The organism is Agrobacterium sp. SUL3, from assembly GCF_001263295.1.
GTDB classification, from domain to species: Bacteria; Pseudomonadota; Alphaproteobacteria; order Rhizobiales; family Rhizobiaceae; genus Agrobacterium; species Agrobacterium tomkonis.
The window spans coordinates 304195-330643 of record NZ_KQ414500.1 but is presented as its reverse complement, the minus strand read 5'-3'; the positions used below and the strand labels follow the sequence as shown (position 1 = coordinate 330643).

Below are 26449 nucleotides of genomic sequence, written 5' to 3'. Positions count from 1 at the left end.
ACCCCTGGGGCAACTGTATCGGCGTTCGCGGACCCATGGCCGCGGATACGCCATAACGCTCCTCACCGCTTGAGGCATCCCTGCGTTGCATCCCGACAATCAGGTGGAGGAAAGCTTCGTCTGCCATTTTGCGTTTGGAGCGGATTGCGCTTTGCTGATAAAGTCTTACAACTGATTTGCAGCGCGATGTGACGGAAATGTGAATTGCCGTCGGCGACCCGGTTCCTGATCCCTTGGGATAACCGGAAATGTCGGGAGTAATAGCCGGCGCTGGGTTTTGTTGAATTTCACGGTTCTGCCGGTGCGCGGGGCCGTCTCTTCCGGCGACTTGAAATCGGTGTTTCGAAACTCCACTTTCAGTCTCGAGAAATGAATATGCCGGACGCCCCAAGACGTCCGGCAAAGTGTCCCGAAAGGGACCATGGAAAGGAAATGATATGACGAACATCACGTCTGCGGCATCTGGCGGTACCTATCCGGTACTTCCCCTGCGCGACATTGTCGTTTTCCCGCATATGATCGTTCCCCTGTTCGTCGGGCGGGAAAAATCCATTCGTGCGCTCGAAGAGGTCATGGGTTCGGACAAGCAGATCATGCTCGTCACCCAGATCAATGCCAGCGATGACGATCCGACCCCGGATGCCATCCACAAGGTGGGCACCGTCGCCAACGTTCTCCAGCTTCTGAAGCTGCCGGACGGTACCGTGAAGGTGCTGGTGGAAGGCAAGGGCCGCGCCCAGATCGACGAATACACCGGCCGCGAGGATTTCTACGAAGCCTCCGCGACGCCGTTGCAGGAGCCTGCGGAAGACCCGGTCGAGATCGAGGCGCTGTCGCGCTCCGTCGTTTCGGAATTCGAGAGCTATGTAAAGCTCAACAAGAAGATTTCGCCTGAGGTTGTCGGCGCTGCCGGTCAGATCGACGATTATTCGAAGCTTGCCGATACGGTTGCTTCGCACCTGTCGATCAAGATCACCGAAAAGCAGGAAATGCTGGAAACCGTCAGCGTGAAGCAGCGGCTTGAAAAGGCCCTCGGCTTCATGGAAGGCGAGATTTCCGTGCTTCAGGTCGAAAAGCGCATCCGCTCGCGCGTCAAGCGCCAGATGGAGAAGACCCAGCGCGAATATTATCTGAATGAACAGATGAAGGCGATCCAGAAGGAACTCGGTGACGGCGAGGATGGCCGTGACGAGATGGCCGAGCTGGAAGAGCGCATCGCCAAGACCAAGCTTTCCAAGGAAGCCAAGGAAAAGGCCGAGGCGGAAATGAAGAAGCTTCGCCAGATGAGCCCGATGTCCGCGGAAGCGACCGTCGTGCGCAACTATCTGGATTGGCTGCTGAGCCTGCCCTGGGGCAAGAAGTCGAAGGTGAAGACCGACCTCAACAGCGCGGAGACGATCCTCGATCAGGATCATTTCGGTCTGGACAAGGTCAAGGAACGCATCGTCGAATATCTGGCCGTACAGGCACGTGCTACCAAGATTCGCGGACCCATCCTGTGCCTCGTCGGCCCTCCCGGCGTTGGCAAAACCTCGCTCGCCAAGTCGATCGCCAAGGCGACCGGCCGCGAATATGTGCGCATGGCGCTGGGCGGCGTGCGTGACGAGGCGGAAATCCGCGGTCATCGCCGCACCTATATCGGCTCCATGCCGGGCAAGATCGTTCAGTCGATGAAGAAGGCCAAGAAGGCGAACCCGCTCTTCCTGCTCGATGAAATCGACAAGATGGGCATGGATTTCCGTGGCGATCCGTCATCCGCACTGCTGGAGGTTCTCGATCCGGAACAGAACTCCACTTTCATGGACCATTACCTTGAAGTGGAATACGACCTGTCCGACGTGATGTTCGTAACCACGGCCAACACGCTGAACATTCCAGGCCCGCTGATGGACCGTATGGAAGTGATCCGCATCGCCGGTTACACGGAAGACGAAAAGCGCGAAATCGCCAAGCGTCACCTGCTGCCGAAGGCGATCAAGGAACATGCCCTGCGTCCGGAAGAGTTCTCGGTTACCGATGACGCTCTGATGATCGTCATCCAGCAATACACCCGCGAAGCGGGCGTGCGCAGCTTCGAACGCGAGCTGATGAAGCTGGCGCGCAAGGCTGTCACCGAGATCATCAAGGGCAAGGTCAAGTCCGTCGAGGTTACCGCTGCCAACGTTCCTGACTATCTGGGCGTTCCGCGGTTCCGCCACGGCGAGGCCGAGCGTGAGGATCAGGTCGGTGTCGTCACCGGTCTTGCCTGGACGGAAGTCGGCGGTGAGCTGCTCACCATCGAAGGCGTGATGATGCCGGGCAAGGGCCGCATGACGGTCACCGGCAACCTCAAGGAAGTGATGAAGGAATCCATTTCGGCAGCGGCATCTTATGTCCGCTCGCGCGCCGTGGATTTCGGCATCGAACCGCCGCGCTTCGACAAGAGCGACATCCACGTCCACGTTCCGGAAGGTGCGACCCCGAAGGACGGACCGTCCGCCGGTGTCGCCATGGCCACCGCCATCGTCTCCATCATGACCGGTATTCCGGTTTCGAAGGACGTGGCGATGACGGGCGAGATCACGCTTCGTGGTCGCGTATTGCCAATCGGCGGCCTTAAGGAAAAGCTGCTTGCAGCACTTCGCGGTGGCATCAAGAAGGTGCTGATCCCGGAAGAAAACGCCAAGGATCTGGCGGAGATTCCGGACAATGTGAAGAACGAGATGGAAATCATCCCGGTTTCGCGCATGGGCGAGGTGATCCAACACGCGCTGCTTCGCAAGCCGGAGCCCATCGAGTGGGACGGCAGCATCGAGACGCCGGTGATCGCCACGGTCGAAGGCGTCGACGACGCTGGTCAGACGATCGCGCATTGATACATGCATCGGTGCGGAAGCCGGAATCGGTTTTCGTAAAGAGCGGCGCATAGAATCAATGTGTTAGGTATCGGAAGACACCTGCGGTGCTTCGGCCCGTGCAAGTGATGCCAAATTGGCACGAATATGTGGAAGGCCGGCAGAAATGTCGGCCTTTTTTGTGAAAAAACCCGTAGACCCCTTGTTTTTCAGGCGATTCCAGCGCTTTTGAGTTGCTGCGCGCGGATGCGAATGTATTCTGCGCCGGCTTAATTTAGTCGTTTCAAACCATTGAAAGGGGTGGAAACATGAACAAGAACGAGCTCGTCTCTGCTGTTGCCGAAAAGGCTGGTCTCACGAAGGCAGATGCTGCTTCCGCTGTTGATGCCGTATTCGAAACCGTACAGAACGAACTGAAGAGCGGTGGCGACATCCGCCTCGCTGGCTTCGGCAGCTTCTCCGTTAGCCGCCGTGAAGCCTCCAAGGGTCGTAACCCCTCCACGGGTGCTGAAGTCGATATCCCGGCTCGCAACGTACCGAAGTTTTCCGCAGGCAAGGGCCTGAAGGACGCTGTTAACTCGTAAGGTTTCCGGAAGGCCGTGATGCCCGGCGGCGGGCATACGGTTTTTCAGGTTCACGAGGAAGCATGTTTTGACGCGCTCACACCATCAGCAGGCATGAAGAGGCCAGTCTTTCGAAAGTCTCTTTCGGGCAGGCCAGTTTCTCAGCCAGTATGGAGTGGATTGAAAGTGTCGATACGTGGCTGTGTAGCTTCCATCCGGACACACGGCGTTTCGATACGCGGAATGCGCATAAACACGAAAGCCCGGCCTTCATGGCCGGGCTTTTTGATTCACCCGACAGGAAATGTCATGCCACTGTCATGTCTTTGACGCAGAAGCCATGGGGTATTTCTGGACCCAAGGGGGATTATAATGGCGTTCCGATTTTCTCATGTGGCTTTAACTGCCGCGCTGCTGACATCCGCAGCCTTCCCGGCCGCTGCCGAGCCGGTTTTCAACCGTATCGCATCTTTCCCAGTGGCGAAAAACCTGCCCGCGGACAAGGATGCCAAGTCCGTCACGTCGGCTGAAATCGTCACCGCCAGCGAAGACGGCATGACGCTGATCTATTCGGACAGCCCGCTTGGCGGCATTGGCTTCATCGACATCACCGACGCCAAGGCCCCCAAGGCCGGCGGTGCTTTGCTGCTCGAAGGCGAGCCGACCTCGGTCGCCGTTGCCGGCGTCAAGGTTCTCGCCGGCGTCAACACCTCTGAAAGCTTCGTCAAGCCATCAGGCAAGCTGGTAACGGTCGATATCGCCACCAAGAAGATCGAAGCAAGCTGCGATCTCGGTGGCCAGCCCGATTCGGTTGCCGTCTCTCCGGACAAGACCTTCGCCGCCATCGCGATCGAGAACGAGCGCGACGAAGAGGTGAACGAAGGCGCCCTGCCGCAGATGCCGGCGGGTTATCTGGTGACGGTCGCTCTGAAGAACGGCGTTGCAGACTGCGCGACACTGAAGAAGATCGACGTGACCGGTCTTGCCGAAATCGCCCCGGAAGATCCGGAGCCGGAATTCGTTTCGATCAACGCCAATGGCGAGATCGCGCTCACGCTGCAGGAAAACAACCATATCGTTATCATCGACGGCAAGACCGGCACGGTGAAGACGCATTTCTCCGCCGGCAAGGTCGATCTTGAAGGTATCGACACCAAGAGCGACGGCCAGCTGAAGTTTACCGACAAGCAGGAAGGCCGCAAGCGCGAGCCGGACGCCGTGAAGTGGCTGGACAATGACCGTATCGTCATCGCCAACGAAGGCGACTGGCAGGGCGGTGCGCGCGGCTTCACCATCTTCGACAAGACCGGCAAGCTTCTCTATGAAGCTGGCTCTTCGCTTGAGCATGCGGTTGCGGCCATCGGCCACTATCCGGAAAAGCGCTCCAAGGCCAAGGGCATTGAGCCGGAAGGTCTGGAAGCGGCGACATTCGGCGACCAGAAATATTTCTTCGTGCTTGCCGAGCGCGCCTCTGTCGTCGCTGTCTACAAGGACACCGGCAAGGAGCCGGAACTGACCCAGCTCCTGCCTTCGGGCGTTTCGCCGGAAGGCGCAGTCGCCATCCCGTCGCGTAATCTTCTTGTCACGGCGAACGAGGTGGATCTGGTCGAAGACGGCGGCGTTCGCTCGCACGTCATGCTTTATGAGCGCGCTGAAGGCGAAGCAGCCTATCCGCAGCTGGTTTCCGCCACCGTCGACGGCGCACCGATCGGCTGGGGCGCTCTTTCCGGCCTGGTCGGCGATGCCGAGAAGCCTGGCATTCTCTATGCCGTTTCCGACTCGGTTTATGGCAACCAGCCGTCGATCTACACTATCGACGCAACGAAGAAGCCCGCCACCATCACCAGTGTCCTGCGCGTCAATCGTGACGGTATCGCCGCCCAGAAACTCGATATCGAAGGCATCACGCTGGACGGTAAGGGCGGCTTCTGGCTGGCTTCTGAAGGCGACAGCGCCAAGCTCGTTCCGCATGCGCTCTACAACGTCAACGCCAAGGGTGAAATCAAGGCTGAGATCGCGCTGCCGAAGGAACTGCTTGCCGGCGACACCCGCTTCGGTTTCGAAGGCGTGACCATGATCGGCAAGGGCGACGACGCGACGCTGTGGATGGCCGTGCAGCGCGAATGGGGCACGGATGAGAAGGGCTTCGTCAAGCTCGTTTCCTACAACCCGAAGTCCAAGGAATGGGGCGCCGTGCGTTACCCGCTCGACAAGACCGAGGCGGGCTGGGTCGGCCTTTCTGAAATCACCGCACAGGGCGAATATGTTTATATCGTCGAGCGTGACAACCAGATCGGCGACAAGGCCAATATCAAGAAGCTCTACCGCGTCGCGATCGCAGACCTGAAGCCGGGCAAGATCGGTGGCGAACTGCCGCTGGTCGCCAAGCAGGAAGCGCATGACTTCCTGCCCGACCTCAAGGCCCAGACCAACGGTTATGTCGTTGACAAGCTGGAAGGCTTCACCTTCGACAAGGCAGGAACGGCCTATGCCGTGACCGACAATGACGGCGTCGACGATTCGTCCGGCGAAACGCTGTTTTTCACCGTCAATCTGAAGGCGATCAACTGATCGCCGCAGATGGTGCCACAAATGAGAAAAAGCCGGGCATAGCCCGGCTTTTTTATGCGGCAGAGGTAACCCGCCTGTTTGGTGCGATATCTCACAATGCAGGCTGTTAAGCTGACATTGCCGCTTCGGTATCGGTCATCGGTGATTTGTCGGGGGACATGGTGCAAAAGCCGGGGACCGGTCGCAAGGGATCATCGCCCCATGGAATTCTTGCTTTTGGGAGTATTGTCTTTTTCCGAGTCCTGCTGGACCCAGCGGAAAAAAATATAAACGGGCAGCGCAATGAGCGCGAGTGTTACAAACGCGTCGACCATGGTTTCATCCATCATTTCTACCGCTCATCATGAAACGGCTTGAAAACAATGCCTGAAATCCCTTTAAAAAGTCTGAATCTGCTTGTTTTCCGGTATGTTGCAGGGTGGAACACAGTCCAGCCGCCGCTGTCATAATATGAAGCAGCAGTGCCGATTTGGCATGGACGCAAATAGGAAAAAGCGATTCCGCCTGTCCAGAAGCTCAGCCCGGTTCCGCTAAATCGCATTGGCGAGGGTAGGGGGATGATTCTCGATGCCGGAAATTAACGGCACACAAAAGCGCTATCCGGAAAACACCCGTCTTAAACTGCACGAAGATTTGGTGATTTGAAGAATGGTGGGCGATGAGAGACTCGAACTCCCGACATCCTCGGTGTAAACGAGGCGCTCTACCAACTGAGCTAATCGCCCTTCGCGTCTTGCGGATCATGTCCGCCGCGTCGGTGGCCGTGATGTATTCGGATCGGAAAAAAACCGCAAGGGCTTTTGTGAAGTTTTTTTGTTTTTTTTGCCGACGGCTTTTTCCTTCTTGGGAGGTTGGTGGCGAAAAGCCGGGAACTGTGGGCTTTCCGGTAAAAAACGAATCCCCAGCTGCCTCAAGCGACATGCGGAAAACCAGCCCGAGGCGCCCATGGCTGTGGACAAGTTTTTTGTTTTCGTTGGGAAAAGCCCGCAGAACAAGGCATTTGCGCCAGCACCCGTCAAAGGCTTCTCAGTTTTTCCCGATCAAAATGCAGAAGCTTATTCTTTTGTCGTGAAACCTGCTTGACACCCCCGCACGAACGCCGTAGTTAGCCGCTCAACGAACAGCCGAGGCTGGTTCGTACGGCGGGACAAGGTCCTGTCCGTCAGGAGATGCGGGTGTAGCTCAGTTGGTTAGAGTGCCGGCCTGTCACGCCGGAGGTCGCGGGTTCGAGCCCCGTCACTCGCGCCATCCTGTTCCTCGGAAATAAACGCAGATGAATATCTGCGATGCGCGGGTGTAGCTCAGTCGGTTAGAGTGCCGGCCTGTCACGCCGGAGGTCGCGGGTTCGAGCCCCGTCACTCGCGCCATTTCTTTTCCTGAAATGACTCCTGAAAAAAGCCATCCGAAGCGCCAGCGGGCGCCTTGGCATTGGCGATTTCACCGCCTGATTCCGGCCCGCGCAAGCACGATTTTTCCTGCCCTTTTCAGTCAAGTTTCGATTTCTGAAAATCGTCACTTCGTTGCCTTTTTGACATAAAATTCGTGTGACTTTTTTGCGGTTGCGTCCTTCAATCGATTATTATTGTATTTGAGGGGCTTAGGTCGGAATTGTGGCCCAAATTTGCGTCAATTCCGGCAATATTGTTGCCAATCAATGCGGCAGGTGTCTTGAAATGGTGCCTAAACTCTTGCAGAGAGGGCGCGGCTGCGCTAACCACTTTGGCGTTGCAACATATTTGTGCGCCTTGAGACTTATCAGTCGCAAAGGCAGGTCCGGCACCCGGCCGGGCAAGGAAGAGACCATGACTGAACTCCTCAGTTCCTACATTCCGATCGCAATATTCATCGGTATCGCTCTTGTCATTTGCCTGGCGCTTCTCATTGCGCCGTTTGCTGTCGCTTACAAGGCGCCGGACCCGGAAAAGCTTTCCGCTTTCGAGTGCGGTTTCAATGCCTTCGACGATGCCCGCATGAAGTTCGATATCCGCTTTTACCTGGTGTCGATCCTCTTTATCATCTTCGATCTGGAAGTGGCCTTCCTGTTCCCCTGGGCGGTGTCCTTCGGTGATATGGGCTGGTTCGGTTTCTGGTCGATGATGGTGTTCCTTGGCGTCCTCACCATCGGCTTTATCTATGAGTGGAAGAAGGGAGCGCTGGAATGGGCATGAGCCAGAACAACAGCACGCTCGTTGCGCCGCAGCCGAAGGGGATCATCGATCCCGCGACCGGCAAGCCGGTTGGCAGCAACGATGCCTACTTCACGGAAATCAATGACGAACTGGCCGACAAGGGCTTTCTCGTCACCTCGACCGACGAGCTGATCACCTGGGCGCGTACCGGCTCGCTGATGTGGATGCAGTTCGGTCTCGCCTGCTGCGCCGTCGAAGGCCTGATGCAGGCTTCCGGTCCGCGTTATGACATGGAGCGCTTCGGTGTCGCCCCGCGCGCTTCGCCGCGTCAGTCTGACGTGATGATCGTTGCCGGCACGCTGACCAACAAGATGGCGCCGGCGCTGCGCAAGGTCTATGACCAGATGCCTGAGCCGCGTTACGTCATCTCCATGGGCTCCTGCGCCAATGGCGGCGGTTATTACCACTATTCCTACGCAGTCGTGCGCGGTTGCGACCGCGTCGTGCCGGTGGATATTTACGTTCCGGGCTGTCCCCCCACGGCGGAAGCGCTGCTTTACGGCGTCCTTCTGCTGCAGAAGAAGATCCGGCGTACCGGTACGATCGAGCGCTAAGGGCAAAGGACGGATAGATAATGAGCGAAGCTCTCAACGATCTTGCTGCTTACGTTAAGGAAGCGCGCGGTTCTCTCGTGGTATCTGCCGATATCGCCTATGGCGAGTTGACGCTGAACACGACCACTGAAAGCGTGATCGCGCTTTTGACCTTCCTGCGCGACGACGTGCAGTGCGGTTTCGTCAACATCATCGATATTTGCGGCGTTGACTGGCCGCAGCGCGAGAAGCGTTTCGATGTCGTCTATCACCTGCTGTCGCCGCGCCAGAACCTGCGCGTGCGCATCAAGCTGCAGGTGGCGGAAGACGAAGGCGTTCCTTCATCGACCTCCGTCTACATGGGCGCGGAATGGTTCGAGCGCGAAGCCTGGGATATGTATGGCATTCCTTTCGAGGGCCATAAGGACCTGCGTCGCATCCTCACCGACTATGGTTTCGAAGGCCATCCGCTGCGCAAGGATTTTCCGGTTACCGGCTTTGTTGAAGTGCGTTACGATGACGTTCTGAAACGGGTTCTTTATGAGCCGGTCGAACTGAAGCAGGAATTCCGTAACTTCGACTTCCTTTCCCCTTGGGAAGGAACCGAATATGTTCTCCCGGGTGACGAAAAGGCCAAGCAATGAGCCAAGCCCCCGCGACAGAGCATGGACAATGTCTTTGCGGCGCCGTTGGCTTCAATGCCGGCATTGGCGCCCGCGAATTCGGCGTTTGCCATTGCTCCATGTGCCGCCGCTGGTCCGGCGGTGCGTTCATGGCTGTCGAATGCGTTGATATCGCCTTCGAAAACGAAGATAATCTCGGCGTCTATTCCTCGTCGGAATGGGGCGAGCGCTGCTTCTGCAAGACCTGCGGCAGCACGTTGATGTGGCGTTCCAAGGATGGCAAACATTTTGCCGTTTCGCTGCAGGCTTTCGACAACCCTTCCAGCTTCACCTTCGCGCAGCAGATTTTCACGGATGAAAAGCCTTCGAGCTACTCGTTCGCGCAAACCACGCAGAACATGACCGGCCCCGAATTCATCGCCATGATCACCTCGGCGGAGCACTAGAATGACTGAGCATAACGTCCGCAATTTCACGATCAACTTCGGTCCGGAACATCCGTCCGCGCACGGCGTGCTGCGTCTGGTTCTGGAACTGGACGGCGAAATCGTCGAGCGCGTCGATCCGCATATCGGTCTTCTGCATCGCGGCACCGAAAAGCTGATCGAGACCAAGACCTATCTTCAGGCGGTTCCCTATTTCGACCGTCTCGACTATGTCGCGCCGATGAACCAGGAACATGCTTTCGCGCTCGCCGTCGAAAAGCTGCTGGGCCTTGAAATCCCGATGCGCGGCCAGCTGATCCGCGTGCTCTATTCGGAAATCGGCCGCATCCTGTCGCACATCATGAACGTTACGACGCAGGCCATGGACGTCGGCGCGATGACGCCGCCGGTCTGGGGTTTCGAAGAGCGCGAAAAACTGATGGTGTTCTATGAGCGTGCCTGCGGCGCCCGCATGCACTCTGCTTACGTTCGTCCGGGCGGCGTGCATCAGGACCTGCCGCCGGAGCTGGTCGACGATATCGGCAAATGGTGCGATCCGTTCCTCACCGTTCTCGACAATATCGAGGGCCTGCTGACCGACAACCGCATCTACAAGCAGCGTAACGTCGATATTGGCGTCGTCTCGCTCGAAGATGCCTTTGCCTGGGGCTTTACGGGCGTGATGGTGCGCGGTTCAGGCGCTGCCTGGGATTTGCGTCGTTCGCAGCCTTACGAGTGCTATTCCGATCTGGAATTCGACATCCCCGTCGGCAAGAACGGCGACTGCTATGACCGTTACCTGATCCGCATGCAGGAAATGCGCGAATCGGTAAAGATCATGAAGCAGTGCGTCGATCTTCTGTCCGGCAAGCATCGCATCGGCCCGGTTTCCTCGCTTGACGGCAAGGTGGTTCCGCCCAAACGCGGTGAGATGAAGCGCTCGATGGAAGCGCTGATCCACCACTTCAAGCTTTACACCGAAGGTTACCACGTTCCCGCCGGCGAAGTTTACGCCGCCGTCGAAGCGCCGAAGGGCGAGTTCGGCGTCTATGTGGTCGCAGACGGTTCCAACAAGCCCTACCGCTGCAAGATCCGCGCTCCGGGTTACGCACACCTGCAGGCCATGGATTTCCTGTGCAAGGGCCATCAGCTTGCTGACGTTACAGCCGTTCTCGGCTCCCTCGACATCGTGTTCGGGGAGGTCGACCGCTGATGCGTCTGCCGCTGGCCATATTGGCTTTTCTTGCTGCGATGTCTGCCCCCGTTCTCGCCCAGACGGCGACGGGCGAGGGTGGCGTGTCGCTGTCAAGCGGCGGCGGTTCTACCATCAAGCAGCTTCTGTCGTCTGGATACGAGATCAAGGCCTCGGTTCCGAACGGCAGCAAGTTCATTGTGTTCATGCAAAAAGACAAGGCGGCTTACGCCTGCGAATTCGTCACGGTGGCGAGATCGCGTTGTGAGACGTTAAACTGAAAAGGCGTGAGGAAGTATGTCCGTTCGTCGACTAGCCGAAGATCAGTTCCAGCCCGTGGCGTTTGCCTTCAATGCGGAAAATACCGCATGGGCGGAAAAGACGATTCTGAAATATCCTGAGGGGCGCCAGCAATCGGCGGTTATCCCGCTGCTCATGCGTGCGCAGGAGCAGGACGGCTGGGTTACCCGCGCCGCCATCGAAAAGATCGCCGACATGCTGGATATGGCCTATATCCGCGTCATGGAAGTGGCGACCTTCTATACGCAGTTCCAGCTTAAGCCGGTCGGCACACGCGCCCATGTTCAGGTTTGCGGCACCACGCCCTGCATGCTGCGTGGCTCCGAAGCGCTGATGGATGTCTGCCGCAAGAAGATCCATCACGATCCGCTGCACACCAATGAGAGCGGCACGCTGTCCTGGGAAGAAGTGGAATGTCAGGGCGCCTGCGTCAACGCGCCGATGGTCATCATCTTCAAGGATGCCTATGAGGACCTGACGCCCGAGCGCCTGGAAGAGATCATCGACACGTTCGAGGCGGGCAAGGGCGACACCGTCAAGACCGGTCCGCAGATCGACCGACACGAGTCGGTTCCGGTCGGTGGATTGACGACGCTGACGGAAGAGATCAAGCCGGATCGCTCCAATCTCGACAAGCCGGCCGAAGTGGCGGCGGATGCGGCACCGGTTCCGCCGGCCAACGCCGCAAAGCCGAAGACCGATGCGCCGGAAACCGATCCGAAGCTGAAGACACCGGCAAATGAGCCGAAGGCTGCTGAAGCCAATGTGAAGGCCGCCGAAAAGGAAGCTTCGGGATCTGCGAAGCCGTCGCTCGATTCCAAGGATCGCCCGGCCGGCATCGAAAAGCCCGCAACGCCTGATGACCTGAAGCTCATTTCCGGCGTCGGTCCGAAGATCGAAGGCACGCTGCACGAGCTCGGCATCTTCACCTTCGCGCAGGTCGCCGGCTGGAAAAAGGCCGAATGCGACTGGGTCGATGGTTATCTGAATTTCAAGGGCCGCATCGAACGCGACGAGTGGATCAAGCAGGCTGAGGCGCTCGCCAAGGGTGGCGAAGCCGAGTATATCAGGGTCTTCGGCAAGAAGCCGCGGTAAGAGGTGAAGCATGTTAAAAGATCAGGATCGCATCTTTACCAATCTCTACGGCCTCAAGGATAAATCCCTGAAGGGCGTGAGAGCGCGCGGCCATTGGGACGGCACCAAGCAGATCATCGAAAAGGGCCGTGACTGGATCATCAACGAGATGAAGGCATCAGGCCTTCGCGGTCGCGGCGGCGCAGGCTTCCCGACCGGTCTCAAGTGGTCCTTCATGCCGAAGGAAAATGACGGCCGTCCGCATTATCTCGTCGTCAACGCCGACGAATCCGAGCCCGGTACCTGCAAGGACCGCGAAATCCTGCGCAACGATCCGCATACGCTGATCGAAGGCTGCGTGATCGCCGGTTTCGCCATGGGCGCACATACCGCCTATATCTATGTTCGCGGCGAATATATGCGCGAGCGTGAGGCGCTGCAGGCGGCCATCGACGAATGTTACGATGCCGGCCTGCTCGGCAAGAACAACAAGAACGGCTGGGATTTCGACATCTACGTCCATCACGGCGCGGGTGCCTATATCTGCGGCGAAGAGACGGCTCTGCTTGAAAGCCTTGAAGGCAAGAAGGGCCAGCCGCGCCTCAAGCCCCCGTTCCCGGCCAATATGGGCCTCTATGGCTGCCCGACGACCGTCAACAACGTTGAATCGATCGCCGTTGCGCCGACCATCCTGCGCCGAGGTGCTGCATGGTTCTCGTCCATCGGCCGTCCGAACAATGTCGGCACCAAGCTGTTCATGGTCTCCGGCCATGTCGAGCGTCCCTGCACCTTCGAAGACGCGCTGGGCCTGTCCTTCCGCGAGCTGATCGAAACCCATTGCGGCGGCATTCGCGGCGGCTGGGACAATCTGCTCGGCGTCATCCCCGGCGGCGCATCCTGCCCCATCGTTCGCGGTGAGGACATGAAGGACGCCATCATGGACTTCGACGGCATGCGCGAAGTGAAGTCTTCCTTCGGCACCGGCGGCATGATCGTCATGGACAAGTCCACCGACGTCATCAAGGCGATTGCTCGCATCGCGGCCTTCTTCAAGCATGAAAGCTGCGGCCAGTGCACGCCGTGCCGTGAAGGCACCGGCTGGATGTGGCGCGTGCTGGAACGCATGGTCAAGGGCAACGCCCAAAAGCGCGAAATCGACATGCTGTTCGAAGTGACGAAGCAGATCGAAGGCCACACCATCTGTGCGCTCGGCGACGCCGCCGCATGGCCGGTACAGGCGCTGATCCGCAATTTCCGTCCGGAAATCGAAAAGCGCATCGACCAATATACCTACAGGGCCATGGATGATGGCGCTGTTCTGGAAGCCGCTGAATAAGGATCAAAGGCTTCGAGCGGAGCCGGAAATTTCCGGCCCCGCAACACCATGAAACGTCTGGCAAACCTTCTGGATGCCGGGCGCGATTAAGGATTTGTTGCGGACCGTGTGAGACATGGGACGAACAGGCAACAGGACGTAAGTAGAACCATGGCAAAGCTCAAGGTTGACGGTAAAGAGATCGAGGTTCCGGATCATTTCACGCTGTTGCAGGCGTGCGAGGAGGCTGGTGCCGAAGTTCCGCGCTTTTGTTTTCATGAGCGCTTGTCGGTCGCGGGTAACTGCCGCATGTGTCTCATCGAGGTAAAGGGCGGACCGCCCAAGCCTGCCGCCTCCTGCGCCATGGGCGTGCGCGACGTTCGCGGCGGCCCGAACGGCGAATTGCCTGAGGTTTTCACCAACACGCCGATGGTCAAGAAGGCCCGCGAAGGCGTGATGGAATTCCTGCTCATCAACCACCCGCTGGATTGCCCGATCTGCGACCAGGGCGGCGAATGCGACCTGCAGGACCAGGCCATGGCCTTCGGTATCGCCGGTTCGCGTTACGCGGAAAACAAGCGCGCGGTTGAAGACAAATATATCGGGCCGCTCGTCAAGACGGTGATGAACCGCTGCATCCACTGCACGCGCTGCGTCCGTTTCACCACGGAAGTTGCCGGCATTGCCGAACTCGGCCTCATCGGCCGCGGCGAAGATGCCGAAATCACCACCTATCTCGAGCAGGCCATGACCTCGGAGCTTCAGGGCAACGTTGTTGACCTCTGCCCGGTCGGCGCGCTCACCTCCAAGCCTTTCGCCTTCACCGCCCGTCCGTGGGAACTGAACAAGACCGAAACCATCGACGTGATGGACGCGCTCGGTTCGGCCATCCGCGTCGATACCCGTGGCCGCGAAGTCATGCGCGTCATGCCGCGCGTCAACGAAGCGATCAATGAAGAGTGGATTTCCGACAAGAGCCGTTTCATCTGGGACGGCCTGAAGACGCAGCGCCTCGACCGGCCTTACGTCCGCAAGGATGGCCGTCTGCAGCCGGCAAGCTGGGGCGAAGCCTTCGGCGCGATCAAGCAGGCTGTTGCCGCAACGTCGGGCAACAAGATCGGTGCGATCGCCGGTGACTTGGCTTCCGTCGAAGAAATGTTCGCGCTGAAGTCGCTTCTCGCCTCGCTCGGTTCGGCCAATGTCGATTGCCGTCAGGATGGCGCAGCGCTCGATCCGTCTTTGGGTCGCGCCAGCTACATCTTCAATTCCACCATTGAAGGCATTGAGCAGGCGGACGCACTGCTGATCGTTGGCGCGAACCCGCGTTTCGAAGCGGCTGTCCTCAACGCCCGCATCCGCAAGCGCTGGCGTCGTGGCGGTTTCCCGATCGGCGTGATCGGCGAAGCCGGCGAATTGCGCTACAATTACGAATATCTCGGCTCGGGTGCTGAAACGCTCTCCGATCTGGCCAATGGCTCGCACAGCTTCGTTGACAAGCTGAAATCCGCCAAGAACCCGCTGATCATCATCGGCCAGGGCGCTCTTGCGCGCGCCGATGGTGCAGCCGTGCTCGCTGCTGCTGCAAAGCTTGCCGTGTCGGTTGGTGCTGTCACCGAAGAGTGGAACGGTTTCTCGGTTCTGCACACCGCAGCTGCCCGCGTCGGCGGTCTCGATATCGGCTTCGTGCCGGGCGAGGGCGGTGTTGCCGCCGCTGAAATGGTCGCGTCCATGGATGTTCTGTTCCTGCTCGGCGCCGATGAACTCGACCTCTCGAACAAGGGTGCCAAGTTCACCGTCTATATCGGCAGCCATGGCGATCTGGGCGCGATGAACGCCGACGTTATCCTTCCGGGTGCGGCCTATACCGAAAAGTCCGGTATCTGGGTCAACACCGAAGGCCGCGTGCAGCTGGGCAACCGCGCCGGTTTCGCACCGGGCGAAGCCCGTGAAGACTGGGCGATCCTGCGTGCGCTTTCCGACGTTCTCGGCAAGAAGCTGCCGTTCGATTCGCTGTCGGCGCTGCGCGGTCAGCTTTATGTCGCGCATCCGCATCTGGCGGAAACCGACGAGATCGCAGCCGGCAACGGTAAGGATATCGAGGCTTTGGCCGGCAAGACCGGCTCGCTCAACAAGTCGGCGTTTGCTTCGCCGGTAAAAGACTTTTATTTGACGAACCCGATTGCGCGCGCATCCGCCGTCATGGCCGAGTGCTCCGCATTGGCCCGCAACAATTTCCAGGCTGCGGCAGAGTAAGGGTAGGGGATTTATGGAACAGTTTTTCTGGAGCTACGTCTGGCCCGCGCTGATCATGGTCGGCCAGTCCCTGCTGCTTCTCGTTTGCCTTCTGGTGGCCATCGCCTTCCTGCTGCTCGCCGACCGCAAGGTCTGGGCGGCCGTGCAGCTGCGCCGTGGTCCAAACGTCGTTGGTCCCTTCGGTCTCTTCCAGTCCTTCGCCGACCTTTTGAAGTTCATCCTCAAGGAACCGGTCATTCCGGCTGGCGCCAACAAGGCGGTCTTCCTTCTGGCACCGCTGGTTGCCGTGACGCTGGCGCTCGCCACCTACGCGGTCATCCCGTTTGCGGATGGCTGGGTCGTCGCCAATATCAATGTCGGTATTCTCTATATCTTCGCGATTTCCTCGCTTGAAGTGTACGGCATCATCATGGGCGGCTGGGCTTCGAACTCGAAGTATCCCTTCCTCGGCGCGCTTCGCTCCGCGGCACAGATGGTGTCCTATGAAGTGTCGATCGGTCTCGTCATCGTCACCGTTCTGCTTTGCGTTGGCTCGCTGAACCTGACGGACATCGTGCTTGCCCAGAAGACCGGCCTCGGCACCATGCTCGGCCTGCCTGCTTCGTTCCTTGACTGGCACTGGCTGTCGCTGTTCCCGATGTTCATCGTGTTCTTCATTTCGGGCCTTGCCGAAACCAACCGTCCGCCCTTCGACCTTCCGGAAGCGGAATCGGAACTGGTTGCCGGTCACATGGTCGAATATGGCTCCACGCCTTACATGATGTTCATGCTCGGCGAATATGCTGCGATCGTTTTGATCTGCTGCCTGACGACGATCCTGTTCATGGGCGGCTGGCTGCCGATCGTGGATGTGTGGTTCCTCAACTGGGTTCCGGGCATTGTCTGGTTCGCATTGAAGGGCTGCATGGTCTTCTTCATGATCGCGCTCACCAAGGCCTTCGTTCCGCGTTACCGTTATGACCAGCTCATGCGTCTCGGCTGGAAAGTGTTCCTGCCGCTGTCGCTCGCCATGGTCGTTATTGTTGCATTCGTATTGAAGCTGACGGGGTGGGCCGGTTGATGTCCGTACTCCTCGCTCAGAAATCTGGAGTTTGAGATGGCAAGCCTTTCCCAAGCCGTCAATTCACTGTTCCTCAAGGAGTTCGTCGGTGCGATCTTCCTGACGATGCGCCACTTCTTCAAGCAGAAGGCGACGGTGAACTATCCTTTCGAAAAGGGTCCGGTCTCTCCGCGCTTCCGTGGTGAGCACGCTCTGCGCCGTTATCCGAACGGTGAAGAACGCTGCATCGCCTGCAAGCTGTGTGAAGCGATCTGTCCTGCTCAGGCGATCACCATCGAAGCCGGCCCGCGCCGCAATGACGGCACCCGCCGCACGGTGCGTTACGATATCGACATGGTGAAGTGCATTTATTGCGGCTTCTGCCAGGAAGCCTGCCCGGTTGACGCCATCGTCGAGGGTCCGAACTTCGAATTCGCGACGGAAACCCGCGAGGAGCTTTATTTCGACAAGCAGAGGCTTCTCGACAATGGCGACCGCTGGGAGCGTGAAATCGCGCGTAACCTCGCACTGGATGCACCTTACCGTTAAGGTGCAACCGTCTTTCCGGGGGAGACCCCGGAAAGCGATGAAAAGTAAAATGCCTGCGCGGTTTTCGCCGGCGGGGACGAAACGGGTGAGGGGGCTTGAAGCCATCTTCTCCCGATGAGGACAAGAAGGCACCAAGATGGGTCTGCACGCTGTATTCTTTTATATATTCGCTTTCGTCGCCGTGGCGTCTGCGTTCATGGTCATCGCATCGAAGAACCCTGTTCATTCGGTGCTCTTCCTGATTTTGACCTTCTTCAACGCAGCCGCGCTGTTCCTGCTGACGGGGGCCGAATTCCTCGCCATGATCCTGCTGGTGGTCTATGTCGGCGCGGTCGCGGTGCTCTTCCTCTTCGTCGTCATGATGCTGGATGTGGATTTTGCCGAGCTGCGCTCCGGTGTGCTGCAATATGCCCCGGTCGGCGCGCTCATCGGTGTCATTCTGGCGGCTGAGCTGATCGTCGTGGTCGGCGGCAGCGTGCTGAACCCGGTCGCGGCAAAATCGATCACCATGCCGATCCCACCGGCGGCGGAGCGCACCAATACGGCTGCACTCGGCGATGTGCTCTATACCAATTACGTCTACTTCTTCCAGCTCGCCGGTCTCGTGCTGCTGGTGGCCATGATCGGCGCCATCGTGCTGACCCTGCGTCATCGCACCGACATCAAGCGGCAGGATATCTCCACGCAGGTCGGCCGCGACCCGAAGACCGCCGTCACCACGGTCAAGGTCAAGCCGGGCCAGGGCATCTGAAGGCGAACGGATCCAAGGAAACAGAATATGGAAATCGGTCTTTCCCACTACCTGACGGTCAGCGCCATCCTCTTCACGATTGGCGTCTTCGGCATCTTCCTCAATCGGAAGAACGTCATCGTCATCCTCATGTCGATCGAGCTTATCCTTCTGGCGGTCAACATCAACATGGTGGCCTTCTCGGCCTTCCTGAACGATATCGTCGGCCAGGTCTTCGCTTTGTTCATTCTGACCGTCGCAGCTGCAGAAGCGGCCATCGGTCTTGCAATACTCGTTGTCTTCTACCGCAACCGCGGATCGATCGCCGTTGAAGACGTCAATATGATGAAGGGCTGATAAGGCTATGATCTACAAGGCTATCGTCTTTCTTCCACTGATCGGCTTCCTGATCGCCGGCCTGTTCGGCCGCTCGATCGGCGCCAAGGCGTCGGAATATGTCACCACCGGTCTGATGATCGTGGTCGCCATCCTGTCGTGGATCGTCTTCTTCACCGTCGCGCTTGCCCATGGTGAGCCGGGCGAGGTGATCAAGGTTACTGTCTTGCGCTGGATCCAGTCCGGCGGCATCGACGTCGAATGGGCGTTCCGCATCGATACGCTGACGGCCGTCATGTTCGTCGTCGTCAACACGGTCTCGACGCTGGTGCACCTCTATTCGATCGGATACATGCACCACGATCCGCATCGTCCGCGTTTCTTCGCCTATCTGTCGCTCTTCACCTTCGCGATGCTGATGCTGGTGACCTCCGATAACCTGCTGCAGATGTTCTTCGGCTGGGAAGGCGTGGGTCTGGCGTCCTATCTGCTGATCGGTTTCTGGTTCAAGAAACCGTCGGCCTCTGCTGCCGCCATGAAGGCCTTCATCGTCAACCGCGTCGGTGACTTCGGCTTCATCCTCGGCATATCAGGCGTCTTCGTGCTGTTCGGCTCGATCAATCTCGAAACCGTCTTCGCCGCCGCCAGCACCTATCTGCCGGCAGAAGGTGCCGCCTCAACGGACACCGTGATCAACCTCTTCGGCATGCAGCTCGACAAGGCCAACGCCATCACCGGCGTCTGCCTGCTGCTGTTCATGGGCGCCATGGGTAAATCGGCGCAGTTCCTGCTGCACACCTGGCTGCCGGACGCGATGGAAGGCCCGACCCCGGTGTCGGCCCTTATTCACGCCGCAACCATGGTCACCGCCGGCGTCTTCCTCGTCGCCCGCATGTCGCCGCTGTTTGAATTGTCGCCGGATGCGCTGACCGTCGTGACGCTGATCGGCGCGATCACCGCTTTCTTCGCGGCAACCGTCGGTCTTGTGCAGAACGATATCAAGCGCGTTATCGCCTATTCGACCTGCTCGCAGCTCGGTTACATGTTCGTGGCGCTCGGCGTCGGCGCTTATGGCGCTGCCGTGTTCCACCTCTTCACGCACGCCTTCTTCAAGGCCCTGTTGTTCTTGTGCGCCGGCTCGGTCATCCATGCCGTCGATGGCGAGCAGGACATGCGTTACATGGGTGGCCTGCGCAAGCACATCCCCATCACCTTCTGGACCATGACCGTCGGCACGCTTGCGCTGACCGGCGTCGGTATTCCGGGCACGATGATCGGCTTTGCCGGCTTCTTCTCGAAGGACGTCATCATCGAATCCGCTTACGCGTCCCATTCGGTGCTATCAGGTTTCGCCTTCACGCTTCTGGTCATCGCCGCGCTGTTCACCAGCTTCTATTCCTGGCGTCTGGCCTTCATGACTTTCTTCGGCAAGCCGCGCGCTTCGGCCGACGTCATGCACCATGTGCATGAATCGCCGATGGTCATGCTGATCCCGCTCTTCATCCTCACCATCGGCGCGATCTTTGCCGGTGTGGCCTTCGAAGGTTATTTCTTCGGCCATGAATATGCCGAATTCTGGAAGGGCGCGCTCTTTACGCTTCCGGAAAACGAAATCCTCGAGGAATTCCACCACGTTCCGCTGTGGGTCAAGTGGAGCCCGTTCTTCGCCATGGCCCTTGGTTTCGTGACCGCCTGGTACATGTATATCAAGTCGCCCGAGACGCCGAAGCGTCTGGCCGAGACCCATCGTGGCCTCTACCAGTTCCTTCTCAACAAGTGGTACTTCGACGAGCTCTACGACTTCCTCTTCGTTCGTTCCGCAAAGGCGCTTGGCCGCTTCCTGTGGAAGAAGGGCGACGTTGCCGTCATCGACCACTATGGACCGAACGGCATTGCAGCGCGTGTGGTTGACGTGACCAACCGCATGGTCCGCCTGCAATCCGGTTACCTCTATCATTATGCCTTTGCGATGCTGATCGGCATCGCGGCGCTTGTCACCTGGATGATGCTCGGGAGTGCCCTCTGATGACCGATTGGCCCATTCTTTCAACGGTCACCTTTCTGCCGCTCGTCGGCGTGGTGCTCCTGCTCTTGACCAATGAGAACGGCCCCTATGGTCGCCGCAACATTCTCAATGTCTCGCTGCTGACGACCGTTTTCACCTTCCTGGTGTCGCTGTTCATCTGGATCGGTTTCGACAATTCGAATCCCGGTTTCCAGATGGTCGAAAAACACGCCTGGTTCGGCAACATCGCCGCTTACCATCTCGGCGTCGACGGCATCTCCATGCTGTTCGTCATCCTCACCACCTTCCTCATGCCGTTTTGCGTGCTGGCAAGCTGGGAATCGATCGAGAAGCGCGTCAAGGAATACATGATCGCCTTCCTGCTTCTGGAAGTCGTCATGATCGGCGTCTTCGTGGCGCTGGATACGGTTCTTTTCTACGTCTTCTTCGAAGCGACGCTGATCCCGATGTTCATCATCATCGGCGTCTGGGGCGGCAAGGATCGCGTTTACGCCTCCTACAAGTTCTTCCTCTACACGCTGCTCGGTTCGGTTCTGACCATGCTCGCCATCATGGCCATGTACTGGCAGGCCGGTACGACGGACATGACCGAACTCTTGAAATACGGCTTCCCGGCCGGCATGCAGACCTGGCTCTGGCTTGCCTGCTTTGCGGCCTTCTCGGTCAAGATGCCGATGTGGCCGGTGCATACCTGGTTGCCCGACGCCCACGTTCAGGCGCCGACCGCTGGTTCCGTCATTCTTGCCGGCGTCATGCTGAAGCTTGGCGGTTACGGTTTCATCCGCTTCTCGCTGTCGATGTTCCCCTTGGCCTCGGATTATTTCGCACCCTTCGTCTTCACGCTGTCGGTTCTCGCCATCATCTACACCTCGCTGGTGGCGATGATGCAGGACGACATCAAGAAGCTGATCGCCTATTCCTCGGTCGCCCACATGGGTTACGTGACCATGGGCATCTTCGCCGCCAACGTGCAGGGCGTGCAGGGCGCGATCTTCCAGATGCTGTCGCACGGTATCGTGTCTGGCGCACTCTTCCTCTGCGTCGGCGTTGTCTATGACCGGCTGCATACCCGCGAGATTTCCGCCTATGGTGGTCTCGTCAACAACATGCCGAAATATGCGGTCGCCTTCATGATTTTCACCATGGCCAATGTCGGTTTGCCCGGCACCTCCGGCTTCGTTGGTGAATTCCTGACGCTGGTCGGCGTCTTCCGCGCCAACACGCTGGTCGCACTGTTTGCGGCAACCGGCGTCATCCTCTCGGCCGCCTATGCGCTGTGGCTTTACCGCCGCGTGATCTTCGGTGCGCTGGAGAAGGAAAGCCTGAAGGCGATGCTCGATCTGTCGACCCGCGAAAAGGTCATCCTTTATCCGCTGGTTGCGCTGACGATCTTCTTCGGTGTTTATCCGGCACCGGTGTTCGATGCGACAGCCGCATCGGTCGATCTTCTGGTAAACAACTATTCGGCTGCATTGCAGGCGGCGCAAAATGTTGCGCTCACTATGAATTGACGACAGGACCCGTTGGACATGACCGCTGAAATCCTTTTTGCCAGTCTGCACATCGCGACGCCCGAGCTGATCCTTGCGGTCGGCGCGCTGGCGCTGCTCATGATTGGCGTCTTCTCGGGCGACAAGTCGACAACGACGGTCACCGGCCTTGCCGTTGCCCTCCTGCTCGTCGTCGGTCTCTGGATCATTTTCGCCCCGGCGTCGGGCGTTGCCTTCGGCGGTGTGTACATCGCCGATTCCTTCGGCAACTTCATGAAGGTGCTGGCGCTGATCGGTTCCATCACCGCCATGATCCTCGCTGTCGGCCAGGGCCGCTTCGAGCCGATCGGCCGTTTCGAATATCCGGTGCTGCTGGTTCTCGCGACGCTGGGCATCCTGCTGATGATCTCGGCCAACAACCTGATCTCGCTCTACATGGCGCTGGAACTGCAGTCGCTGGCGCTTTACGTCGTCTGCGCCATCAACCGCGAGAGCCTGCGCTCCACGGAAGCCGGCCTGAAGTACTTCGTTCTCGGTGCGCTCTCCTCCGGCATGCTGCTTTACGGCATGTCGCTGGTTTATGGGTTCACCGGCAATACCGGCTTTACCGAAATCGCCCAGGTTCTGGCGTCGGAAACCCGTTCGCTCGGTCTGGTTTTTGGTCTGGTCTTTGTTCTCGCCGGCCTCGCATTCAAGATTTCGGCCGTGCCGTTCCACATGTGGACGCCTGATGTCTATGAAGGCGCGCCGACCCCGGTCACCGCCTTTCTTTCGGCGGCACCCAAGATCGGCGCCATGGCGATCTTCGTGCGCATCGTCGTTGAAGCTTTCCAGCCGGTCTTTGCCGACTGGCAGCAGATCGTCGTCTTCATCTCCATCGCTTCGATGCTGCTCGGCTCGTTTGCCGCGATCGGCCAGAAGAACATCAAACGCCTGATGGCCTATTCCTCCATCGGCCACATGGGTTATGCGCTGGTCGGTCTTGCCGCCGGCACGCAGGCAGGCATTTCGGGCGTCATCCTCTACATGACCATCTACATGGTCATGACGCTCGGCACCTTCGCCTGCATTCTCTCCATGCGCCGCAAGGAAATCGGCAATGTCGAAAATGTTGAGGACCTGGCCGGGCTTTCGTCCACCAACCCGTTCATGGCGGTGGTTCTGACGATCCTGATGTTCTCGCTTGCCGGCATTCCTCCGCTCGCCGGCTTCTTCGGCAAGTATTATGTCTTCCTTGCCGCCATCGAAGCCAAGCTCTATCCGCTCGCCGTCATCGGCGTGATCGGCTCTGTTGTCGGCGCTTATTATTATATCCGCATCGTCAAGGTCATGTGGTTCGATGAAGCCAAGGGCAGCTTCGAGCGTCCGGCGGGCGAGCTGAAGGTGGTTTATGCGCTTTCGGGTCTGTTTGTTGTCGCTTTCGTCGTCTTCGGCGGTGCGCTTGGCAACGCGGTCACGGTTGCAGCAAAGACGTTCTTTTGATCGACACGCCGCAGCATACGGGCCGGATGTCCATCGATGACTTCCGGCACGAGGCGATGGTGGAAACGCCATCGACCAACATAGAATGTTTCGCCCGTGCAAGGGCGGGTGATGGCGGTAATCTGTGGATTACCGCCATCCGCCAGACGGGTGGGCGCGGGCGTCGCGGTCGGCCCTGGGTTTCCGAACCCGGTAATCTCTATGCGTCTCTTCTTCTCATCGATCCTGCGCCGATGGACCGTATCGGCTCTTTGCCGCTTGCCTTTGCGCTGGCTGTCTATCGCGCCATCCGGGCGGTCCTGCCGACAGGCGGCGCGCCGCTTGAGATCAAATGGCCGAACGACGTGCTGATTGGCCGTCAGAAGACTTGCGGCATTTTGATGGAAGCGGAACTCCTGCCGGATGGGCGGCGGGCAATCGTCATCGGCATCGGTATCAATATCGCCCATAAGCCGGACAATCCGCTTTATCCCGTCACCATGCTGTCCGAACACGGCTCTTCCTGCTCTCCCGACGAACTTTTCGCCCATCTGTTCCGCGAGACGGCGGATGTGCTGCGAGACTGGGATGAGGGCAGGGGTGTGGCCGGTGTCATGGCCGGCTGGCGGGCGGCGGCCTGCGGCATCGGCGAACATATCACCGTCAACTTCCCCGATCGCTCGATCGGCGGGCGTTTCGTCGGAATTGATGATAATGGTTATTTGCTGCTGGATGAGGATGAGGGCGCAAGGCGTTCCATTGCCGCCGGCGATGTGTTTTTCGGATGAGAGCATTTCCAGTAAAAGTGCGTAGCGGTTTTACGTCAGGAAAATGCGTAAAAACAAAAAGGTAGGCATTTTCGCGTTTCGGAGAAAAGCGAAAATGCTCGAGGTGAACGGTGCGGACCAAGGACCCGCGCCGAACCGGATCCCACAGGTTGGAGTTTTCCTGCAGCTCAAAAAAGCAGGATGGCAGACCGGCTCCGCATCGGCCCGGTCGATCAGATGGTTTAACAGGCCCGATGCTGCAAACATGCGCGGGGCGCGGCAAAGTGCCGTCGTCCATGCGCGCACGCGAATGGATAAGAAAAACAATGGCTAAACAGGACGAACTGGTCTTCCTGCCGCTTGGCGGCGTCGGTGAAATCGGCATGAATCTGGCGCTTTACGGCTACGGTCCGGCAAGCAAGCGTGAATGGATCATGGTGGATTGCGGCGTGACCTTTGCCGGTCTCGATCTGCCGGGCGTTGATCTGGTGCTGCCCGACATCACCTATATCGCCGAACAGAAGAAAAACCTCAAAGGCATCATCATCACCCACGCCCATGAGGACCATTACGGCGCGCTGAACGATCTGTGGCCGGGCCTCAACGTGCCGGTCTATGCCTCGGGTTTCACCGCCGGCATGCTGGAAGCCAAGCGCGCCTATGAGGGCAGCCGCGCCGAAATTCCGATCACTCCCTTTAAGGCTGGCGACCGCATCAATGTCGGTCCGTTCGAAATCGAAGCTGTCGGCGTCAACCACTCCATCCCAGAGCCGATGTCGCTGGTCATCCGCACACCGCTCGGCAACGTCATCCATACCGGCGACTGGAAAATCGATGAAGCGCCGTCGCTCGGTCCGTTGACGGATGAAGCCCGCTTCCGCGCCATCGGCGAAGAGGGCGTGCTGGCACTGATGTGCGACAGTACCAACTCTGTCCGCGATGGCGTTTCGCCCTCCGAACACGAGGTTTCCGAAGGCCTGCGGCAGATCATTGAGAATGCTGAAGGCCGAGTGGCCGTTACCACCTTCTCCTCCAATGTCGGGCGTATCCGCTCGATTGCGCAGGCCGCAGAGGCCGCGGGGCGTGAGGTGCTGCTGCTTGGCTCGTCGCTGAAGCGCGTCGTCAACGTCTCGCAGGACCTCGGCATCATGGAAGGCATCAAGCCATTCCTCGCCGAAGATGAATATGGCTATATTCCGCGCGACAAGGTGGTGCTGATCCTGACCGGTTCGCAGGGTGAACCGCGTGCCGCCCTTGCCAAACTCTCGCGTGACGAGATGCGCAATGTGGCGCTCGCTTCCGGTGACACGGTGGTGTTTTCGTCCCGCGCCATTCCCGGCAATGAAAAGGCCATCATCGACATCAAGAACGGCCTGATCGAGCAGGGTGTCCATATCATCACCGACAACGAAGCGCTGGTCCATGTTTCCGGCCATCCGCGCCGCAACGAACTTCTGAAGATGTATGAATGGACGAAGCCGCAGATCGTTGTGCCCGTCCATGGCGAGGCGGCGCATCTGGTGGCGCAGAAGGAACTTGCCGAACAGGCCGGCATTTCGCAGGTGCCGAAGGTGCGCAACGGCAATGTTCTGCGTCTGGCCCCCGGTCCTGCGGAAGTCATCGATGATGCGCCGCATGGCCGCGTCTTCAAGGACGGCAATCTCATTGGCGACATGGACGAGATGGGCATCAGCAATCGCCGCAAACTCTCCTTCGCCGGTCACGTCTCCGTCAATGTCGTGCTGGATAGCCGTTACGACTTCCTCGGTGATCCCGATGTCGTGCCTTTCGGCCTGCCGGAATTCGATGACGAGGGCGAGGACATGGAGGACACGCTTTATGACGCCGTTCTCGGCGCTGTGGAGAGCATTCCCCGCGCCCGCCGCAAGGATCTGGAACTGCTGCGCGAAGCGGTGCGCCGCGCCGTTCGCGCCGCCGCCAACCAGACCTGGGGCAAGAAGCCGATCGTAACGGTTTTCGTCACAAAGGTTTGAGCGGGGAGGCAAGAGCTTTCGGGTGACCGTATCATCCGCACCCTGTAATCCCGGACTAGATCCGGGGTCCAACGGGAGCCCTCGATCGCTTGAAGACTCGTCTCATGGCGCAGACGCGGCTTGGCTGGATGCCGGATCAACTCCGGCATGACGGAGGAGAGGTCGTGCGCCTTGGTCCGCGATCT

At 58.8% G+C, this 26449-nt stretch carries 24 protein-coding genes and 3 tRNA genes; 25 read left to right on the top strand and 2 right to left on the bottom strand.

The window, feature by feature from the left end; all coding sequences use genetic code 11:
- Positions 1-437: 437 nt before the first annotated feature.
- The 3 genes from lon (at position 438) to AKG12_RS08895 (ending at position 5968) form a co-directional block, all read left to right on the top strand.
- Positions 438-2855: an endopeptidase La gene (gene lon, locus AKG12_RS08905; RefSeq protein WP_046800318.1), complete on the top strand. Its 2418-nt coding sequence runs from the start codon at positions 438-440 to the stop codon at positions 2853-2855.
- A 287-nt stretch (positions 2856-3142) separates the two neighbouring features.
- Positions 3143-3418 (top strand): DNA-binding protein HupB, encoded by a 276-nt coding sequence (hupB, locus tag AKG12_RS08900; RefSeq protein ID WP_003496481.1) that lies wholly within the window; start codon positions 3143-3145, stop codon positions 3416-3418.
- A 351-nt stretch (positions 3419-3769) separates the two neighbouring features.
- Positions 3770-5968, top strand: coding sequence for an esterase-like activity of phytase family protein (locus AKG12_RS08895; protein ID WP_052818543.1), 2199 nt, complete (start codon positions 3770-3772; stop codon positions 5966-5968).
- A 191-nt stretch (positions 5969-6159) separates the two neighbouring features.
- Here the strand turns inward: AKG12_RS08895 and AKG12_RS30695 are convergent, their stop codons facing one another.
- Both AKG12_RS30695 and AKG12_RS08890 read right to left on the bottom strand, forming a co-directional pair.
- Positions 6160-6297: a hypothetical protein gene (locus AKG12_RS30695; RefSeq protein ID WP_156393987.1), complete on the bottom strand. Its 138-nt coding sequence runs from the start codon at positions 6295-6297 to the stop codon at positions 6160-6162.
- Positions 6298-6617: 320 nt separating this feature from the next.
- A tRNA-Val gene (locus AKG12_RS08890) sits at positions 6618-6693 on the bottom strand.
- A 220-nt stretch (positions 6694-6913) separates the two neighbouring features.
- Between AKG12_RS08890 and AKG12_RS30210 the strand changes: the two genes are divergently transcribed.
- The 22 genes from AKG12_RS30210 (at position 6914) to AKG12_RS08785 (ending at position 26264) form a co-directional block, all read left to right on the top strand.
- Positions 6914-7051, top strand: coding sequence for a hypothetical protein (locus tag AKG12_RS30210; protein ID WP_156316040.1), 138 nt, complete (start codon positions 6914-6916; stop codon positions 7049-7051).
- 88 nt (positions 7052-7139) lie between these two features.
- Positions 7140-7216, top strand: a tRNA-Asp gene (locus tag AKG12_RS08885).
- A gap of 42 nt (positions 7217-7258) precedes the next feature.
- Positions 7259-7335, top strand: a tRNA-Asp gene (locus AKG12_RS08880).
- A 435-nt stretch (positions 7336-7770) separates the two neighbouring features.
- Complete coding sequence (locus tag AKG12_RS08875; protein WP_052818542.1) at positions 7771-8136, top strand: NADH-quinone oxidoreductase subunit A; 366 nt, start codon at positions 7771-7773, stop codon at positions 8134-8136.
- Positions 8127-8711, top strand: coding sequence for a NuoB/complex I 20 kDa subunit family protein (locus AKG12_RS08870; RefSeq protein ID WP_003512655.1), 585 nt, complete (start codon positions 8127-8129; stop codon positions 8709-8711). The genes AKG12_RS08875 and AKG12_RS08870 overlap by 10 nt, the downstream gene beginning before the upstream one ends.
- A gap of 20 nt (positions 8712-8731) precedes the next feature.
- Positions 8732-9334, top strand: a complete 603-nt coding sequence (locus AKG12_RS08865; RefSeq protein WP_046800314.1) for an NADH-quinone oxidoreductase subunit C — start codon at positions 8732-8734, stop codon at positions 9332-9334.
- Positions 9331-9759 carry a GFA family protein gene (locus AKG12_RS08860; RefSeq protein ID WP_052818541.1) on the top strand — a complete coding sequence of 143 codons (429 nt, stop codon included), beginning with the start codon at positions 9331-9333 and terminating at the stop codon, positions 9757-9759. The genes AKG12_RS08865 and AKG12_RS08860 overlap by 4 nt, the downstream gene beginning before the upstream one ends.
- Before the next feature lies 1 nt (position 9760).
- On the top strand, positions 9761-10951 hold the full coding sequence (locus AKG12_RS08855) for an NADH-quinone oxidoreductase subunit D (protein ID WP_020012326.1): 1191 nt from the start codon (positions 9761-9763) through the stop codon (positions 10949-10951).
- The gene (locus AKG12_RS08850; protein WP_046800312.1) at positions 10951-11211 is read left to right on the top strand and encodes a hypothetical protein; all 261 of its coding nucleotides are present in this window, start codon (positions 10951-10953) and stop codon (positions 11209-11211) included. Before AKG12_RS08855 ends, AKG12_RS08850 begins: the two co-directional genes overlap by 1 nt.
- 16 nt (positions 11212-11227) lie before the next feature.
- Positions 11228-12325: an NADH-quinone oxidoreductase subunit E gene (locus tag AKG12_RS08845; protein ID WP_052818540.1), complete on the top strand. Its 1098-nt coding sequence runs from the start codon at positions 11228-11230 to the stop codon at positions 12323-12325.
- A gap of 10 nt (positions 12326-12335) precedes the next feature.
- Positions 12336-13640 carry an NADH-quinone oxidoreductase subunit NuoF gene (nuoF, locus tag AKG12_RS08840; protein ID WP_046800311.1) on the top strand — a complete coding sequence of 435 codons (1305 nt, stop codon included), beginning with the start codon at positions 12336-12338 and terminating at the stop codon, positions 13638-13640.
- Positions 13641-13790: 150 nt separating this feature from the next.
- Positions 13791-15872: an NADH-quinone oxidoreductase subunit NuoG gene (nuoG, locus tag AKG12_RS08835; protein WP_052818539.1), complete on the top strand. Its 2082-nt coding sequence runs from the start codon at positions 13791-13793 to the stop codon at positions 15870-15872.
- Between the two features lie 13 nt (positions 15873-15885).
- Positions 15886-16932, top strand: coding sequence for an NADH-quinone oxidoreductase subunit NuoH (gene nuoH, locus AKG12_RS08830; protein ID WP_046800309.1), 1047 nt, complete (start codon positions 15886-15888; stop codon positions 16930-16932).
- Positions 16933-16968: 36 nt separating this feature from the next.
- Complete coding sequence (gene nuoI, locus AKG12_RS08825; protein WP_003512679.1) at positions 16969-17460, top strand: NADH-quinone oxidoreductase subunit NuoI; 492 nt, start codon at positions 16969-16971, stop codon at positions 17458-17460.
- 136 nt (positions 17461-17596) lie between these two features.
- Entirely contained in the window at positions 17597-18211 is a 615-nt protein-coding gene (locus AKG12_RS08820) for an NADH-quinone oxidoreductase subunit J (RefSeq protein ID WP_052818538.1), read from the top strand.
- A 27-nt stretch (positions 18212-18238) separates the two neighbouring features.
- Positions 18239-18547 (top strand): NADH-quinone oxidoreductase subunit NuoK, encoded by a 309-nt coding sequence (gene nuoK, locus AKG12_RS08815; RefSeq protein ID WP_003521516.1) that lies wholly within the window; start codon positions 18239-18241, stop codon positions 18545-18547.
- Positions 18548-18554: 7 nt separating this feature from the next.
- Entirely contained in the window at positions 18555-20552 is a 1998-nt protein-coding gene (gene nuoL, locus AKG12_RS08810) for an NADH-quinone oxidoreductase subunit L (protein WP_052818537.1), read from the top strand.
- Positions 20552-22063, top strand: a complete 1512-nt coding sequence (locus AKG12_RS08805) for an NADH-quinone oxidoreductase subunit M (protein ID WP_046800306.1) — start codon at positions 20552-20554, stop codon at positions 22061-22063. Before nuoL ends, AKG12_RS08805 begins: the two co-directional genes overlap by 1 nt.
- An 18-nt stretch (positions 22064-22081) precedes the next feature.
- Complete coding sequence (gene nuoN, locus AKG12_RS08800; RefSeq protein WP_052818609.1) at positions 22082-23524, top strand: NADH-quinone oxidoreductase subunit NuoN; 1443 nt, start codon at positions 22082-22084, stop codon at positions 23522-23524.
- A gap of 26 nt (positions 23525-23550) precedes the next feature.
- Complete coding sequence (locus tag AKG12_RS08795; protein WP_052818608.1) at positions 23551-24291, top strand: biotin--[acetyl-CoA-carboxylase] ligase; 741 nt, start codon at positions 23551-23553, stop codon at positions 24289-24291.
- 43 nt (positions 24292-24334) lie between these two features.
- The gene (locus tag AKG12_RS08790; protein WP_156316038.1) at positions 24335-24604 is read left to right on the top strand and encodes a hypothetical protein; all 270 of its coding nucleotides are present in this window, start codon (positions 24335-24337) and stop codon (positions 24602-24604) included.
- Entirely contained in the window at positions 24597-26264 is a 1668-nt protein-coding gene (locus AKG12_RS08785; RefSeq protein WP_046800305.1) for a ribonuclease J, read from the top strand. The genes AKG12_RS08790 and AKG12_RS08785 overlap by 8 nt, the downstream gene beginning before the upstream one ends.
- Positions 26265-26449: the final 185 nt, after the last annotated feature.